The 17109-nt window shown below is 28.3% G+C and carries 10 protein-coding genes; 1 reads left to right on the top strand and 9 read right to left on the bottom strand.

Going from position 1 to position 17109, the window contains the following annotated elements; translation table 11 throughout:
* Window positions 1-75 precede the first annotated feature (75 nt).
* The 5 genes from F811_RS0114860 to F811_RS0114840 all read right to left on the bottom strand — a co-directional run bounded on the left by F811_RS0114860 (window position 76) and on the right by F811_RS0114840 (window position 9607).
* Complete coding sequence (locus F811_RS0114860; protein WP_020006021.1) at window positions 76-7077, bottom strand: TolB-like translocation protein; 7002 nt, start codon at window positions 7075-7077, stop codon at window positions 76-78.
* A gap of 102 nt (window positions 7078-7179) precedes the next feature.
* Window positions 7180-7512: an STAS domain-containing protein gene (locus F811_RS0114855; protein ID WP_020006020.1), complete on the bottom strand. Its 333-nt coding sequence runs from the start codon at window positions 7510-7512 to the stop codon at window positions 7180-7182.
* Between the two features lie 199 nt (window positions 7513-7711).
* A complete protein-coding gene (locus F811_RS0114850) occupies window positions 7712-8224 on the bottom strand; it encodes a hypothetical protein (RefSeq protein WP_020006019.1) in 513 nt (170 codons plus the stop codon).
* Window positions 8225-8237: 13 nt separating this feature from the next.
* Window positions 8238-8768, bottom strand: coding sequence for a hypothetical protein (locus tag F811_RS0114845; protein WP_020006018.1), 531 nt, complete (start codon window positions 8766-8768; stop codon window positions 8238-8240).
* A gap of 251 nt (window positions 8769-9019) precedes the next feature.
* Window positions 9020-9607 (bottom strand): TetR/AcrR family transcriptional regulator C-terminal domain-containing protein, encoded by a 588-nt coding sequence (locus tag F811_RS0114840; RefSeq protein ID WP_020006017.1) that lies wholly within the window; start codon window positions 9605-9607, stop codon window positions 9020-9022.
* A 331-nt stretch (window positions 9608-9938) separates the two neighbouring features.
* On the opposite strand from F811_RS0114840, the gene F811_RS0114835 reads away from it, so the two are divergent.
* Window positions 9939-13118 (top strand): efflux RND transporter permease subunit, encoded by a 3180-nt coding sequence (locus F811_RS0114835; RefSeq protein WP_020006016.1) that lies wholly within the window; start codon window positions 9939-9941, stop codon window positions 13116-13118.
* 779 nt (window positions 13119-13897) lie between these two features.
* On the opposite strand, the gene rplT is transcribed toward F811_RS0114835, so the two are convergent.
* From rplT to thrS, 4 genes are all read right to left on the bottom strand, one after another.
* A complete protein-coding gene (gene rplT, locus F811_RS0114830) occupies window positions 13898-14251 on the bottom strand; it encodes a 50S ribosomal protein L20 (RefSeq protein ID WP_008725909.1) in 354 nt (117 codons plus the stop codon).
* Window positions 14252-14266: 15 nt separating this feature from the next.
* Window positions 14267-14470: a 50S ribosomal protein L35 gene (gene rpmI / locus F811_RS0114825; protein WP_008725923.1), complete on the bottom strand. Its 204-nt coding sequence runs from the start codon at window positions 14468-14470 to the stop codon at window positions 14267-14269.
* Between the two features lie 92 nt (window positions 14471-14562).
* Window positions 14563-15141: a translation initiation factor IF-3 gene (gene infC, locus F811_RS0114820; RefSeq protein ID WP_020006015.1), complete on the bottom strand. Its 579-nt coding sequence runs from the start codon at window positions 15139-15141 to the stop codon at window positions 14563-14565.
* A 12-nt stretch (window positions 15142-15153) separates the two neighbouring features.
* Window positions 15154-17085: a threonine--tRNA ligase gene (thrS, locus tag F811_RS0114815; protein ID WP_020006014.1), complete on the bottom strand. Its 1932-nt coding sequence runs from the start codon at window positions 17083-17085 to the stop codon at window positions 15154-15156.
* Window positions 17086-17109: the final 24 nt, after the last annotated feature.

Genomic DNA, 17109 nt, shown 5'->3' with positions numbered 1-17109 from the left:
CAAGAAAAAGTAAATAATTTTTACTAAAAAAGCGTATTTTTTAATATAAAGTAAAATAAGGTAAATATTATTTATCTATTTATCACCTTTAGGTATACCCGGAAGTATATAATCAAACAATGCATAATTGGCAATGTAAAGCGTATCCCTATCACTGTTATTTATAGTATTAACACTCACCCTATTAGTCTTTATAAATCTGTAAGCATCAATAATACCATTATCAAATCTTTCATATAAATACTTCATTACAGTATAATAGTCGCCTGCACTATTAGTAGCATAAGTAAACATAAGTTTTGTATCATTTCTGGCAGCCAAATACATAAATATATCAGCATTTCTAGCAGGAGATAGGAAAATATCTTCTTTATCAAAAGGTTTATTTCTATTAGTATCTATTCCTATATAGTGCGTTAATGGTATATTTCCATTAGGATTAGTAAATTTCTCAACTGCTGAAGTTTCTAAAGAGGTATAGAAATTAGTTTCAGTATTTAATTTAATTTTAGGCTTTCCTACATTAAGTACATAGAGAGGTGAATACTCCAACTCTCTTATCTTAACAACATCATTACTTCTTAAAGAATTCAAATATGCAAAAGGCACTGTAAATAAATTAGCATAAGAACCTGTTATATATATTCTCTGAACTCTCTGTGCATCTTTAATAATATCTGATGAGAGCATTCCGCTTTCAATGGATTTCAAAGCCGTTCTTCTGTCTCTAGCTTTAGCAGCATTAGTAAAACTTTCCAAATATCCGCTAAGTTTTTTCATATCAATAAGGCTTGATTTTTTTACTTCGCTGTCGCCTACCACATAACTATAAGCGGTATATTTATCATTTTCATAAGCATAAAATATAAACATAGTATTAGTGCTTTCATTAGAAAATATATCATAAGCATTTGCTATATTTTTATCAAAGTCGCTTTCTGGAACACGTATTTTATTTAATAGCCCGTATATATAAGCAGAATTAGTTTTGTATAATGAATAGAATCTATCGGCAAATGAAGATACTGTTTCTGTTTCAAATACATACTGATTGCCGTATATATAATTCATAGTAGTGAATATATCGCTTTCATTTGTTACAGAAGTATCAAGTATTGTATTAGCTACAGTTAATACCTCATTTGTGTTTTGCATTCTGTTAAGGAAATTAGTTACAGTATCAATAGGAGTTTTAGCATATATCAAATCATAAAGTACAGCAACTTCCAAAATCTTTTCTTTATTATCTCCATTAACCCTATTTGCTATATAATTTAAATACCTTACAGATTCATTAGGATTATCTTTAGCTTTTAAGAATCTTGATAATGTCCTAGGAGTAAAGTATTCATCTACTAAATCGTAATTATTGTTTGTATATAGATATACAAAATGCAATGCTCTATTCGCACCTTTTACCGCTCCGTCTTCTCCCATTCTTCTATACACTGGAAGCATTGACTTAATAAATTTATAAGCATTAGAATCACTTATATTGCTGTATGAAGAGGCAAAGAATTTATATCCTTCTTCTGAAAATAAGTACGCAGTATTAGTATCTTTTGCCGCATATCTATCTTCAACAATAGTAGCATAATTAAACATTTTTTCATCATCGCTTTGAGAATAGGCAATAACATTAGACATCATAGAAATACTAGGATTTTCAGTATTGGCATATGAAGTGTAAAGTCTTGTTTTAAAATTATATGCTTCATTTGATAATGAAGTCATACTATAATCAGGTTTTCCATATACAGTAAATAAATTATTATCATATCCTTTCATCGCAGTTTCTAAAGAATTGGTTGATAATTTTCTGAAATAATTAGTATAGAACATTATCCTAGAATCTCTTCCGCTGTTGCCTACTACTAATGCTATATTATTAATATTTCTCAATACTCTTCTGTTTTTATCAAAAGTTTCTTTATCACTGTAAACTATATAAAGATTTTTACTCATAATATTAGATATATCAGAGCCGCTAGCACCTGTTATATCTACAATCAAAGGAACATACGAATTAGTAGGTATATCTTTTAATTCTATAAATCTAAAGTTTCCTCTTCTTCGTCTGTTTGTAGAAGCTGTATTATTTGTAGAAAGTACATTTGTAGTATTATAATTTGTTTCTGATAAATTAGTTTCAGCAGTATTATAAGCCACATTCATAGCAAGAGTATTTCTTCTGTACTCATAATTATTTGTTTCTTTAATATTATAGCTATAGGCACTATTAGTAGAGTTGGTATTACTCATCATACTCATACTGCTGTTTATTTCTTTTTCAGCACTTCTAGTAGTTCTGTAGAATGAGATTAATTTAGTATCTATATAAGCAGTTTTTGCAGGAAGCATATATTCTGTAGAATCATACAATTCCCTTACAAATATATTCTTATTGCTTATAACAATTGGTCTAAAACCTATATGAGTAACATAGTTTTTAGTTTTAGGCATAGCATTACTTTGCAGATAGAATGAAGTTTTTCCATTTTCTCTTACAAATCTATATCCGAAGAAAGTATCCCATATTAAAGTTTCATCTTTACGCATAGATTTGTCTATATCTGCAGGCTTAACATCGCATATAACGATAGGCTCTATTGGAGTATTAGAAAATCTTTTTATAGCTTCTTTTTCATAATTAGCAATTTCTTTAAGTGCTGCAGCTTCTGTTTTACTATCATAAGGAGTTGCAACAGCGTCTAAATATCTTTGATAAGCATAAAGAGCATTCTCATAAAGTTTATAATATTCTCTAAGATAATAATTATTTTCTCCTAATGTATATAGTCTTTTATCCAAAAACTTTCTTCGCATATCAATAGCATCAAACATAGCAAGTATATTAAGACTGGCATCTGGATATTTATCTTGAAGAAATTCTATAACTTTACGTCTTGCCTGTATTAATATAAAGTTATTATCTTCAACAAATGTTATCATAAATACGCTTTCGCTTATTCTCTGAAGTATCCTAAATACATACTGCACAGGATAATCAAGACTATCTGGATATCTGTTTCTATATTTAGTACTAAAATCAATTAAAGTAGTAAGTATAGCAATCTCCTCAACAGCAAAAGCTGAAGCCTGTGCCTTTGAAAATGCTGACATATACTCTCTTGCAGCCTCTTCAATATATCCTGCAAGTTCATAGGCCTTAGCCAAATTATATCTTACAATTATTTCAGTTTTTAAATCCACTGGGAAATTAGAATTAGAAGAAAGAATATATTTATATCTGTCAATAGCATCTTTAAGCATAGTAAGTCTTTGAACATTTATATCATAATCAGTCATATCAGTAGGGTCATCATTGTTTGTTCTTTTATACTCTATGCTGTTATCTGCTGTAAGTTTGAATGCCATTATATATTGGAATGCTGCTATATGAGAATATAACAATAATCTGTCTTTGGTACTAACTGAATTATTAGTAGATAATACTTTAAGAGTTTTTGTAGTATTAAATAATTCTATAAAAAATTCTTTTTTTATAGAAGTTAAATCATTTTCTGACAAATATCTTAAATATAAAGATGATAAACTTAAATAGTTTTTAGCATCATTTTCAGCATTCTGATACTGAAGACTAGGATTATTTTCAAGAGTTTTAGGGTCTAATGTCTTTTGATATTCCTTTATAGAACTTTTAAATGACATTATAGAGTTTGACTGATCTCCTTGTCTGTAGTAAAGATATCCTTCGTTATTAAAGTAAGTAGCAAGCATAAGAGGCTGTATAGATTCTTTAGGCTTATCTTTCATAACATAATTTCTATAAGATGATAAAGCCTCTCTAGCCTCAGAATATCTTCCCATTTTTTCATAAAGTTCTTGATATATAGAGTAAAGCATCTGCTGCTTATCAACATTCAAAGGCTCCCCTGGTATATATCCTCCGAAAGATGCAAGACCCAAATTTACTATATTAATGTTAGCTCCGTATAATGTTATACTTACATAGTTAGGAGTATAAACTGATGAATCCAAACTATCAATCTGTGCTTTTACACTATCACAATATGCTAAAGCATTATTATAATCTTCTAATTTTAGATAACATGCAGCAAGCAAAAGCTGATTAAGTTCATTTTTATTAACATCATTTTCTGTAAGTTTATCTCTTTCAAGCAATGATTCTATAGCTTTTTCATAATCTTCCTGCTCAATAGCAGCTACAGAAGTATACCCTACTATTTTATATATACTTTCTTTATCACCAAGTTTTTCAAATAATTTACGTGCAGTATCGTATTCTCTGTATGCACCTTTTATATCATTATTCATCCAAAGAGAATAACCATAAAAGAAATGATACCAAGCCCTGCTCTTATCACTTCCTACCTGATTAAGCAGACTTTCAGCCTCTTTATATTCAGAGGCAGCATCAGAATATCTTCCATTTATCAAGTATGAATTAGCAAGCATTATAGAAACAATATTAGGTTTTGTTTTTACTTTGCTTTTAGCCATTATCAATGCATCTATAATTTCAGAATCCAAATCAGCAGTTTGAAATGCAAGTAAATTATAGCCCATATATACATCATTGGTAATTGTATTATCTTTATAAGCAGGTACTAACTCTATTACACTTTTATAAGTTTTAGTATCCTGAAGAACCTGCATTTTCAAAGCCTGAGCAAATGTTAACATCTCAGCTTTTTTTATATAATAATCCTCTTCATCTGGATATAAAAATATTGCAAAGTCAATATATGAAACAGCCTTATCAACTATTGCCTCAAAAGATTTATTTAAATACAAATAAAATCCGTCTTCACGCTTTTTATCACTTACAACATAGCGTTCTTTACTGTACTGTTTTGATACAGCCATACCATAATATCTATTAGCCAAATAATAATATGCATTAGCAAGTTCGGCATGTGCCTCATGATCAGAATATCTTGTACTTAAAATAGTTCTCTCTCTTTCATAAATAGTTCTTTCAAGAGAATCTATAGTACTGTAAGCTCTAAGTCCGCTCTCTATTACTCTAGTTGAAGCAGTTGTATCATTAGGCGAATACTTTAACACTTCATTATAATTATCATAAGCAACAGCATATCTCTGCTGATTATAAGCATCATCTGCTAATGATTTATAATAACTTGCTAATTTAGTTTTACAATCTTCTGCCTCATAAGTTGATTCAAAATTTTTACCTCCAGAAGTCAAAGCTTCTTTTAAAAGAGCATAAGCCCCATCATCATTTTGAGCTAAAAGCACCTTCGCATTTCCATAATATCCTAAAGCAAGCATTATATCATTTTTCGCTTCAGTATAAGGGATAAATAAATTAGTAGCTTCTTCATAATTTCTTGAAAGTATCAGTCCGTCTAAATATATAAGCCTAGCAGCTGCCGATAAAGGCGCATAAGGGTGGGCATTATCTATTATAATGTTATAAGATATCTTTGTATCTCTTATAAAATTTTTGGCAATATCTAGTCTGTCTGAAAATAATAAATCTTTTCTCTTATAAGGAACATTATACATATCTTCATCTTCAGGATATTTATAACCATTATCTTCAACAGAATGAGCATATAACTTTGCTGCCAACATATATAAATCTTTGCTTATATTCAAATTTATTAAGTTATCTAGTATAAGTAATGTATCTTTATCAGAATTATTATTTTTATATTTTTCATTGGCCGATATGTATCCAGCCCAACCAAGCAAATTAGTAATATCTAAATTTTTGAAATTTTTATTCGTTGCAAAAAAATCATTAGTATAAAAATCTAAATTAAATATATTTTCATTAGTATAAAAATTCGTATATATTCTTGAAGTCAAAAATCCTACAAATGTATCAGAATATTCCTGTGTAAGAGTATTTTTAGCTTTATTATATTCGTTTATATTATTATTTGTATATGATGATATCATTATATTAAAATATGCTTTAGCAACATTTCCCTTATCATCTTCAAATGGAAAATATTCAGAAAATCTGTCTATAGCATCAACTTTTCTATCATAAGGAAGTTCAACAAAACTCTCATACATAGTCTGAGAATTATCATCTTTTATAAAATACTCTTTCGTAGAACCCATTGTTACTATACTAGTACCATCTTCACTAACAACATAAGCACCTACCAAAGCAGAAGGATAAGCAACATTAAAAGTTGTTAATTGAGTATCTTCAGATAATACATATGACTGATGTGTTGTAAGCGAATATGACATCAAACGTCTTTTATCATAGTATGTCAAATTTCCATCTCTATCAGAATCTTTTTCTATTTCAAAAAATATTATAGTATCATCATTATAAAAAGTGGGATTAAATTTAAATGTCTTTGTAGAAGTAAGAATTGTTAAATTAGTTTGCTCATTAGTGCTTGGAGTAAAATTATATATAGCTAATTGAGAATAAGGCTCTCCTATTTTTGAAGTTATAAATGCTATTTTAGTGTCATCAAAAGAAAAAGCAGGGGAACTAGCTTCTATATCTGATAGTTTTCTTACATCTTTACCATTATTTCTCATAGTAAAGAGCTTTTTAATACCAGCATCTCTATCAGATACAAAAGCTATCATATTTCCTCTATGAGATATCACAGGGTCAACATCATAGCCTTTATAATCTGTAAGTCTTATAATACTTTGTTCTAAATTTTCTAAATTATTTTTTGAAGTTCTTATACCAACAAGATTAACTAGTTTATAAGCATATATATCACCAAAAGCGTCATCTCTTGTAGAAGAAAATACTACATATTTTGATTTATCATCAACAGAAACAGAAGTATCTATACCAGGGCTTCTAGTTAATCTAAATGTTTCTAAAGTATATGAATCTATTGCAAAAATATCTGTATTTCCTGCATTTTCTCTTGCATAATATACCCAAGTACCTTCTCTGTCTATTACAGCATCCAAAGCTGGATTCACCTCCCCTGAAGTAAGAGAATATCTTTTATATTCTCTTAAAAAAGGTCTGCTGCTGAATACAGAATCAGAATTCTTCTGACTGGATGCACAGGCAAATAGTATAAAAGAAAATAATATTAGTAATTTTAATTTTATATAATACTTTAACTTCATAAAATGTTTCTACTCTATATATTTAATAGTAGTATAAAATTAATTATACAACTTATACAAGCATTATACAAAAAATACAAATAAAAATCAATGTAAAAAAAATTAGAATGAAGCTACTGCATCATCTACTGACTCATAAACTTCAAACAAATCTTCTAATTCAACTGTTTTTAATATTTTTTTAATAATATCTGGTACACAGGCTAATACTAATCTTCCATTTTTATCTTTAATTTTTCTCATTATAGAAATAAATACTCTAATACCGCTTGAACTTAAATATTCAATTCCTGATAGCTCTAATATTAGAAAATGGCTTCCAGATTCAACTAACTGCTCTAACTCAGCTTCTATAGATACAGATAAATTAACATCTAGTTTTCCAGCCAAACTAACAACTTTAACTTTACCTTTATCATCTATATTTAAACTCATAATTTCTCCTTTTGTAAATTTATTTTAAGTATGACAAATAAAAATTTTTAGTCAATATAACTTATAATAACAAGATATACCGTAATATTGTAATATATAGATTTTTAAAATTAATAAAAAAATTATCTCCTAACTTTTCATATATTCACAAAAAGGTATAATAAGTAAACTTTCATATCAGTTATAATTTTTATATATTTTATGATAAACTGCCTATCATAGCCTTTTTTTCCCAATTAATATCAGAGGCAGTAGGATACGGAAATGCAGACCACTTTATATTTTTTTTGGCCACCCATACTTCTTTAGACTGAAAAACCCCGTTAATTTTCATCCAGTTATTGAGCTTAGTATAATATGAAGATTTATAAGCATAGGTATAATATAATTTATTATTTTCAACAATATATCCTTCCATAAAAGTTACTTTTACAGAAGGATATCCAGAAAAAACTAACATAAATTTATTTAAATAATCAGTATTACTGTAAACGGCCATATTATCATATTTTGCTTTTATAAAATCTATTTTTTTTTTGCCGCCTATAATTAATTGAGCATCTTCTTTAAATAAATAGCTTTTATCAGCATCTTTAACTGTCTTATTCTGAACTAATCTAACCCAAGCATTATCATAAGATATTACACTTTTATGATTAATAAAAAATAAAACTATAAGAACTAATAATATAACTAATATAATAAAAAACATACTGCATTATAATTTAATACAATTCTCCTGCATATTCTCCCTCTGCCCAATTCACATCTTCAGGCTGAGGTACTGGGTATGATCCCCAATCAGCATCAGAATTTGCCACCCATCTCTCATTAGTATAAACAGAATTAGATTTTTTCCATGAATCCAATTTGCCCTGATAGCTTCTTATATATTTTGAATATCTCATTATTTTGCCGCCCTCTATAGAATAACCTTCTACAAGATTAACGCCCAAAGCTGGTGCATTATCATAAAACATAGATATAGGAACCTGATGAGTATAATATGCATGTGTATCAGATCTTGCTCCCATAAATTTATACATTTTAATCAAAAAAAGAGGAGATCTTCCAGATACTAATTCTAAATCACCTCCAGGTCTTCCCTCATATAAAGCACCTCTCATGTCTATTGTTTTTCTAAATATGAAATTAGCCCAATTCTTTGAATAATCACTATCTTTAGTTATATTTTGTGCATTTAATAAATTAAAACAAAGTACAAACAATGATATCAAGATAATTATTTTCTTCATAATATAAATATCTCCTATTCTTTATATATAAATAAATCAAATTAAGTATATAAAAGTAAAAAATTTATTTTATTTTTTATATTATCGACAACCGCATTTTTTTTCAATAACATATTTTAATATTTATTTCATTGCAGATTAAATAATTATAAAACTTGATTAATTTATACAAAACATGTTTAGTTTTATATATAATAATTTAAGTATTTAAAAGATTAATAGAATTATATATTATTAATTAGATTTATATTTTATTCAGAAAATACTCTCTGCATGATAATATCAGAAATATACACAGCCAAATCTTCTACAGATATAAAACAGTCATTTAAAATCCAATCAGTAAGAACAGATATAAAAGCTCCTGAATAAAAACTACCCATTATTCTTACAACATTTTCTTTATCTGGTCTTATTGTTTTAAAATCCTTTATACCCTCAATTACATAAGAGGCTAAATATTCTCTCAATATCTTAGTAATACTTCCGTCTTTATTATTTTGAAATATTATCTTTAAATATTTCCTATTAAGATAAAAATATTGAAGTATTTTCTCCATTATATCAATATGTTCATCTTTTAATTTATTTTCTATTTTGTATCTATTGAGGTCTTCCAAAAACTTGGCTTCATATTCATCTAACTTTGATTTTAATAGTTCATATTTATCATTATAATAAGTGTAAAAAGTACTTCTGTGCATATTAGCTTTTGCACAAATATCAATTACTCTAATATCTTCAAAAGGCTTTTCTTCTAGTAAAAGACCTAGTGAATCTTCAAGTATTTTTTTTGTTTTTTTTACTCTAGCATTATTTTTATTTGAACTATTTTTCATACGTTAGCTTCCTAATCTAAACAAAAAAAATAATATTACTAATTCAATTAACAATATTATCAATAATAATTATTATATTATAATATTACAAAATGTAAACTGTTAATATAACAATAATAAATAATAATCATAAAAAAATTTGTGATAAATATGATTATAATGAACACTATAATATTTATGTCTATTAATTAGTACAAATTAATACTATATTTCATAAATATTGATGTTTGTGTAAATTTAAAATAAATTATTATATAATATTTTTTATTATATAGATAAATTTATATAAAAATTTGCTATACTATAATATATATATTTTAGGATAAAACATATGAAACAATTAATATACTTCTTTGCAAGTAACAGAATGCTTGTAAACATTATCATATTTGTCTCTATTATGATAGGTTTATACTCATATTACAATATAGATAAAGAATCATTTCCATCTACAGATTTAGAATTAATGATTTTGCAAGTTGTATATCCAGGTGCTTCTCCTTTAGATGTAGAACAAAATGCTGTTATACAAATAGAAGACCAATTAAGAACTATATCTGGAATAGATGAGTTTACATCCATAATAACAGAAAATGCTGCTATAATATTTGTACAGCTTGATATGGAGATAGATACAAGCAAAGCTAAAGACGATATTTTCAGAAAGATGCAAAGTGTTCCAGATATGGCAGAAGAAGTTGAAACCATAGAAATAACAGATATAAACCCAAAACTTACATCTATTTATAAAATAGGAGTTCATTTTAAAAAAGGATTTGAAGGAGATGAAAAAGTTTTATATGATTTTAGTAAAGAACTTGAAAGACAATTAAAATATGTTGATGGGGTTGCTGATATAACTGTGCAGGGAAGAACAGACCCTGAAATAAAAATACTTGCTGACCCAAAAAAACTGCAGGAATACTATATCTCTTTAACTGATATAGTAAACTCTCTTTCTGCTAGAAATATAAGAGCTACAAGCGGAGATTTTAAGAAGCCTATTTATGAAGATTTAGAAGAAGATGAAGAAGAAAAAACAATAGTAACAATGGGGCAGTTTGAAAACCCTATAGAAGCAACTAATGTTGTAGTACGTTCTACTTTTAATGGGCAAAGAGTAAGAATACAGGATTTGGCAAAAGTAAATAGAGATTTTGTTGAAAAGTCTATATATGTAAGAATAAACAGCCTAGAAGGATATTCTCTAAGCATACAAAAAAAAGAAAATGCTGATATAGTAAAAACTACAGAAAACATTAATAATTTCCTAAAAAATAATCAAAAACTTATCCCAGAAAATATAGAAGTTACAACTATGGGTGAAACTTCAAGAATGGTATTATCTCTAACAAATGTGGCAACGAGTAATTTAATATTCGGATTTATCATCATATTAATAGTGCTTATAATATTTTTGGATTTTAAAAGTGCATTATTTACAAGCATAGGTATGATAGTTGTTATATTCATCACTTTCTCATATATTAATTTTTCTGATTTAACTTTTAATATAATATCACTTGCTGGTATAATTACTGTTATAGGTATGGTTGTTGATAATAGCATAGTAGTATGCGAAAACATATACGATTTCCAAAAGGCTGGAAAAACTGGGCTGGATGGAACAGTTGAAGCAGTGAGAGACGTAGTAAGCCCCATAATGGTTGCTACTATGACTACTGTTGTAGCCTTTATGCCTATGCTTCTTACAAAAGATGTTGTAGGAAAACTTATAGCACCTTTTCCTAAAGTTGTAGTTGTAGCTTTAATTGCTAGTCTTTTTCAGGCTATATTTATTCTTCCAAATAATTTACAGGATAAAACTAAAAAAAACTCTAAATTTAAATTTTTTAAAAAAATAAAAAATCCTCTAGACTTTGATAAAGAAAAATTATTTAATGCTATGAAAAATCCTTTTAATAAAGCATTAAAAACTTTATTAAAATTCAGATATTTAGTAGTTTTATTTTTTATAGTGCTTTTAATATTTTCTTTCTTTTTAGCTAAAGAAAGCCTTAAAAAATTTATACTTATATATGATACAAGTTCAGACAGTATAATGATAAATATTGACTCTGGTATAGGTAACTCTATTAATAATACTATGAAATACGTTGAACAAATAGAGAATGTTATATACAAGTCAGTTGATCCTAAAAACTTAATAGCTGTTAATAGTGTTGTGGGAAAACAGGTTAATCAAAATATAGTTGATATTTCAGAAGAATCGGCAAATCTAGCAGGAATCACTGTTTATCTTATACCATCTACAGAAAGAAAAAAAACAGCTTATGATATAATGGACGATATAAACAGAGAATTAGAAAAAACGAGTTTAAGAGAAGAATTAGATGCTTTAATGGTATCAGTAAAACTTCCTATGGACCCTGGTAAAGCAGTAGATATAAAAATAGTAGGAAATAATCTAGAGCAGACTAGAAAAGTAAGAGATGAAGTAAAAGCATATTTACTTAGCTTAAACGGCGTAATTAACTATTATGATGATGACAAAGCGGGTAAAAATGAACTTAGAGTATTATTTGACTATGATGAAATAGCACAGCTTGGTATGAATGTAGCTAATGTTGCAAATGAACTTAGAACAGCATACAGCGGAACAGTGGCAACATCAATACAGGAACTTGATTATAAATTAGACTTCAGGGTACAGTTAGACAGAAATTATATATTTGATACTAATGTACTTAATAATCTAGTTATACCTAATACATATAACAGACTTTTATATTTAAAAAATGTGGCAAATATAGTTGAAACTAATGGAGTATCTTCTATTAGGCACTATAATGGTCAGAGATGTATTACAATCAATGCCGACTTGATACAAGGACAAAATACTTCTATACAAGTAATGTTTGCTGTACAAAATAAGTTTAAAGATATTGCTCAAAGATACCCCGGTATAATAATAGGTTTTGGAGGAGAAGCTGACCAGACAGTAGGAGCTTTGGACGGGCTTACTGTTACACTTTTAATAGCAATAGTTTTAATATATTTAATATTATTACTTCAGTTTAAAAAATTTGTTCAGCCTCTTATGATAATGTTTTTAATACCTTTTACATTAACAGGAGTATTTATAGCATTTTATCTTCATGGCATGCCTATGTCATTTATTGGTTTTATAGGAATTGTAGGACTATGCGGAGTTCTCGTTAATGACGGCATCATAATGATAGACTTGATAAATAAAATCATAGAATCTGGAAAAACTGATACGGAAGCATTAAGCAACCCAAAAAAATTCGCATTCAACTCAATAGTAGAAGGTGCTACTCAAAGACTTCTTCCTATATTTTTGACCACAGTAACAACAGTAGGAGGCCTTCTTCCAACAGTTTATGGCATAGGAGGACGTGCTGATTTGATAGTGCCTATAGTTATGAGTTTGGCTTATGGACTTATATTTTCCACACTTATAACATTAATATTTTTACCTTGTGTGTTTATGATAGCTTTTGATTTGAGACTTATAAAATTGAAATGATTATACTAAAATTTTTAAGTTTGTCAAAAATTGATTTTTATATTTTTAATATTTTTTGGGACTAGCCCTGCAAATTTCTAAATTTAAAAAATTAATTTTTTGACAAACTGTATTTGTTTAGGTATATAAGATGTTCCTAATGCCTTACTATAAAGTGAAGAAATTATATTAGACTTGTTTCAAAACTACTTTACTAGATTAATTACTAAAATTATTTAATTTTAAAATTATAAATACAATGTTTTACATGTTGTATAAACTATAATTTTAGTATATAAACATGCAGTCTTTCGCGACTACGGGCTGTACCTGCTTCTTTGTGCCACGCCACGGGCGGACATCGTCCAAAAGAAGTGGGGGTGTGGGGGCTAGTCCCCACAAAATTATAAAAAATTAGTTTTGAAACAAGTCTATTTTCTAAAGTATACACAGTAAGCGGCAAAGACTCAATTATTAAAATTGTAAATATTATTTTATAATTATTATATGATAATTAGCCATATAAATGTACAAAATTGCAAAAGGTATATTTTTTATTCAATAAAATTTAAAAAAATAAACCGCTTTTGTGGGATGAACAAAGCGGCTTATTACAAATATAGTTATTGGGGGGTAGTCCAATCAACTAAATATATTATCGGCCGCTTGGAAATTAACTTTAATATTTTTATAAAAAAACAAGAAAATTATATAAATTTTTGATAATAGAAAACCGTTAGTATTTAAATTAATAAATACTAACGGCTGTTTATACATAAGTAAATATTTTTTAATTTATTTTAAGCAAGTGCTTTTTTAGCTACTTCAACTACAGCTTCAAATGCTTTGTAATCATCAATAGCCAAATTAGATAAAGCTTTTCTGTCTATTATAACATTAGCTTTTTTAAGTCCATTAATAAACTTGCTGTAAGATATACCTAAAGGTCTGCAAGCTGCATTGATTCTTAAAGTCCATAAACGTCTCATCATTCTTTTTTTCTGTCTTCTGTCACGATAAGCGTATTTTAAACCTCTTATTACAGCTTCTTTAGCTTGTTTCATCTGTTTACTATGAGAACCATAGTAACCTTTAGCCATCTTTAATATTTTTTTAACTTTTTTCTTTCTTACTACACCGCTAACTGCTCTCATTCTGGTCTCCTTTTATTATCTGCCGTAAGGCATTAATCTTGGCATTTCTAACATATTAGTATCATCAGCTATTCTTGCTTTACGATACTTTCTTTTAGTGTCAGGTCTTTTGCTTAAGAATTTGTGGCTTCCAAATGCATGAGCAAATTTCACTTTACCTGTTTTAGAGAATCTAAAACGTTTTTTTGCACCGCTTTTTGTTTTTAATTTTTGTTTCATAAACTAATATCCTTTAAAATTATATTTACTGTATGCTCAATCTATACGTATGATAAGTACGCATAGCTAGTGGGCTATTAATTATAAAATAATTATTCTTCCTTATTTTCAGAAACTTCATTTTTTTCCGAATCAGAAGAAGTTTTTTTCATTTTTACTGGATTAAGCACTGCTGATAGATTTTTACCTTCTAATTTAGCAGGTTTTTCTGTAGCAGCCTCATTTTCCAAATCCTGTATAATTTTATTGATAAGGTCATAGCCGAATTCAGTATGAGCCATTTCCCTACCTCTAAACATTATAGTAATTTTTACCTTATTACCTTCCTCTAAGAATTCACGAATATGCTTCATTTTAAAGTTATAATCATGTATGCTTATCTGAGGTCGCATCTTGATTTCTTTAAGCTGTACTGATTTCTGTTTCTTCTTAGCTTCTTTACTTTTCTTTTGAATATCAAATTTATACTTACCGTAATTGATAATCTTACAAACAGGAGGATCTGCTGTAGGTACAATTTCAACCAAATCCGAACCTTCCTCTTTAGCCAATGCAAGAGCATCTTTAATACTCATTACACCAGGACTTACTCCCTCATCACGCACAACTCTAACTTCTGGGGCAGTAATAAATTGATTAATTCTCTCTCCTTCTTTTTTTACTGTTGCCATTATTTATCTACCTCATTTAGTAGTAAATATAGAATCATTCATTCTCTCCTTAGATTCTTTTTTGAGTTTCTCTATAAACTCATTTAAATCCATATCTTTAATTTCTTGTGAAGAACGTGTTCTAATAGATAATTTACCATTAGAAACTTCTTCGGCTCCTATTATAACCGTATACGGAGTTCTTTGCAAGCGGTATTTTTTAATCTTAGTACCTAAATTTTCATTTCCTTCATCTATTTCAACTCTGAATCCTGCATCTTTTAATGCCTTAGCCACTTCATTAACTCTGTCAATCTGAGATTTTTCATCAAGCACATTAACAACAGCTACTTGTAAAGGAGAAAGCCATAACGGGAACTTACCATTATAATGCTCAACCAATATACCTATAAAACGCTCCATTGAACCAAGTATAGCTCTGTGAAGCATTACTGGAGTATGTTTTCTTCCGTCTTTACCTTCATAGCTTATTTCAAATCTCATAGGAAGCGAGAAGTCAACTTGTAAAGTACCGCATTGCCAGTTTCTGTCAAGAACATCTTTAATATTAAAATCTATTTTAGGACCATAAAAAGCTCCGTCTCCTTCATTAATTTTATAGTTTATACCTAATTTATCTAAAGCATTAATTAATGATTTAGTAGCAAGCTCCCAAATCTCATCGCTTCCGATTGATTTGGCTGGTCTTGTAGAAACAAATATTTCAAAGTTCTCGAAACCAAAATCTTTATATACAGATAAATAATATTCTATAGTATTAATAATTTCATCACCCAACTGCTCTTCTGTACAGAATATATGGGCATCATCTTGAGTAAAAGCTCTAACTCTGAAAAGCCCATGCAAAGCTCCAGAAAGCTCATGTCTGTGAACAAAACCTAATTCAGCAACTCTTAAAGGCAAATCTCTATAGCTGTGTATATTAGAATTATAAACAATCAAACCGCCCGGACAGTTCATAGGTTTTACAGCGTATTTAGTTTCATCAATTTCTGTAAAATACATATTTTCTTTATAATTATCCCAGTGTCCACTTCTATGCCATAATTCTTCATTAAGTATAGCTGGAGTTTTTATTTCAACATATCCACGTTTATCATTTTCATTTCTTATATAAGATTCTACTGCTTTATAGATAATCATTCCTCTAGGATGCCAGAAAGGAAAACCAGGTCCTTCCTCATGAAAACTAAATAAATTAAGTTCTTTACCTAATTTTCTATGATCTCTTTCTTTAGCTTCTTTGAGTTTTTTAAGATATTTGTCTAAAGCATCTTTGCTTTCAAATGCTGTTCCATATATACGTGAAAGCATTTTGTTATTAGAATCCCCTCTCCAATAACTACCAGCTACAGACATAAGTTTGTATGATTTTATATATCCTGTAGAAGGAACATGAGGACCGCGGCAAAGATCTATAAAATCGCCCTGTTCATAAAAAGATACTGTATCAGCATCTATGCCTTCTATAATCTCAACTTTATAAGGCTCATTAGCTTTTTTAAAATACTCTATAGCTTCATTTTTATTCATTACTTTTCTTACTACAGGTATATTTTCTTTGATAATTTTTTTCATTTCATCTTCTATTTTTGGAAGATCCTCTTCTGTAAAAGGTTTTTCTGCATCAAAGTCATAATAAAACCCATCTTTAATAGCAGGCCCTATAGTAACCTGAGTATTAGGATAAAGTCTTCTAACAGCCTGAGCCATTAAATGGCTTGTAGAGTGTCTTAATATTTCAAGCCCTTCATCGGTGGTTGTAAGTATCAATTCTAAATCGCCATCTGTTTCAGGCGTATATGTAAGGTCAACTTCTTTTCCATTAAATTTAGCTGCTATTGCATCTTTGGAATCTTTTTTGGCATTTTGTTTAAGGAAGTCTAGTAAGGACTCTCCATTGGACAAATCATAGGACTGTCCCAAATAATTAATTTTTGACATTATAACACCTCTTGAATTGATACT

Source organism: Brachyspira innocens ATCC 29796 (genome assembly GCF_000384655.1).
GTDB classification, from domain to species: Bacteria; Spirochaetota; Brachyspiria; order Brachyspirales; family Brachyspiraceae; genus Brachyspira; species Brachyspira innocens.
This window is presented reverse-complemented; position numbering and strand designations above follow the sequence as displayed.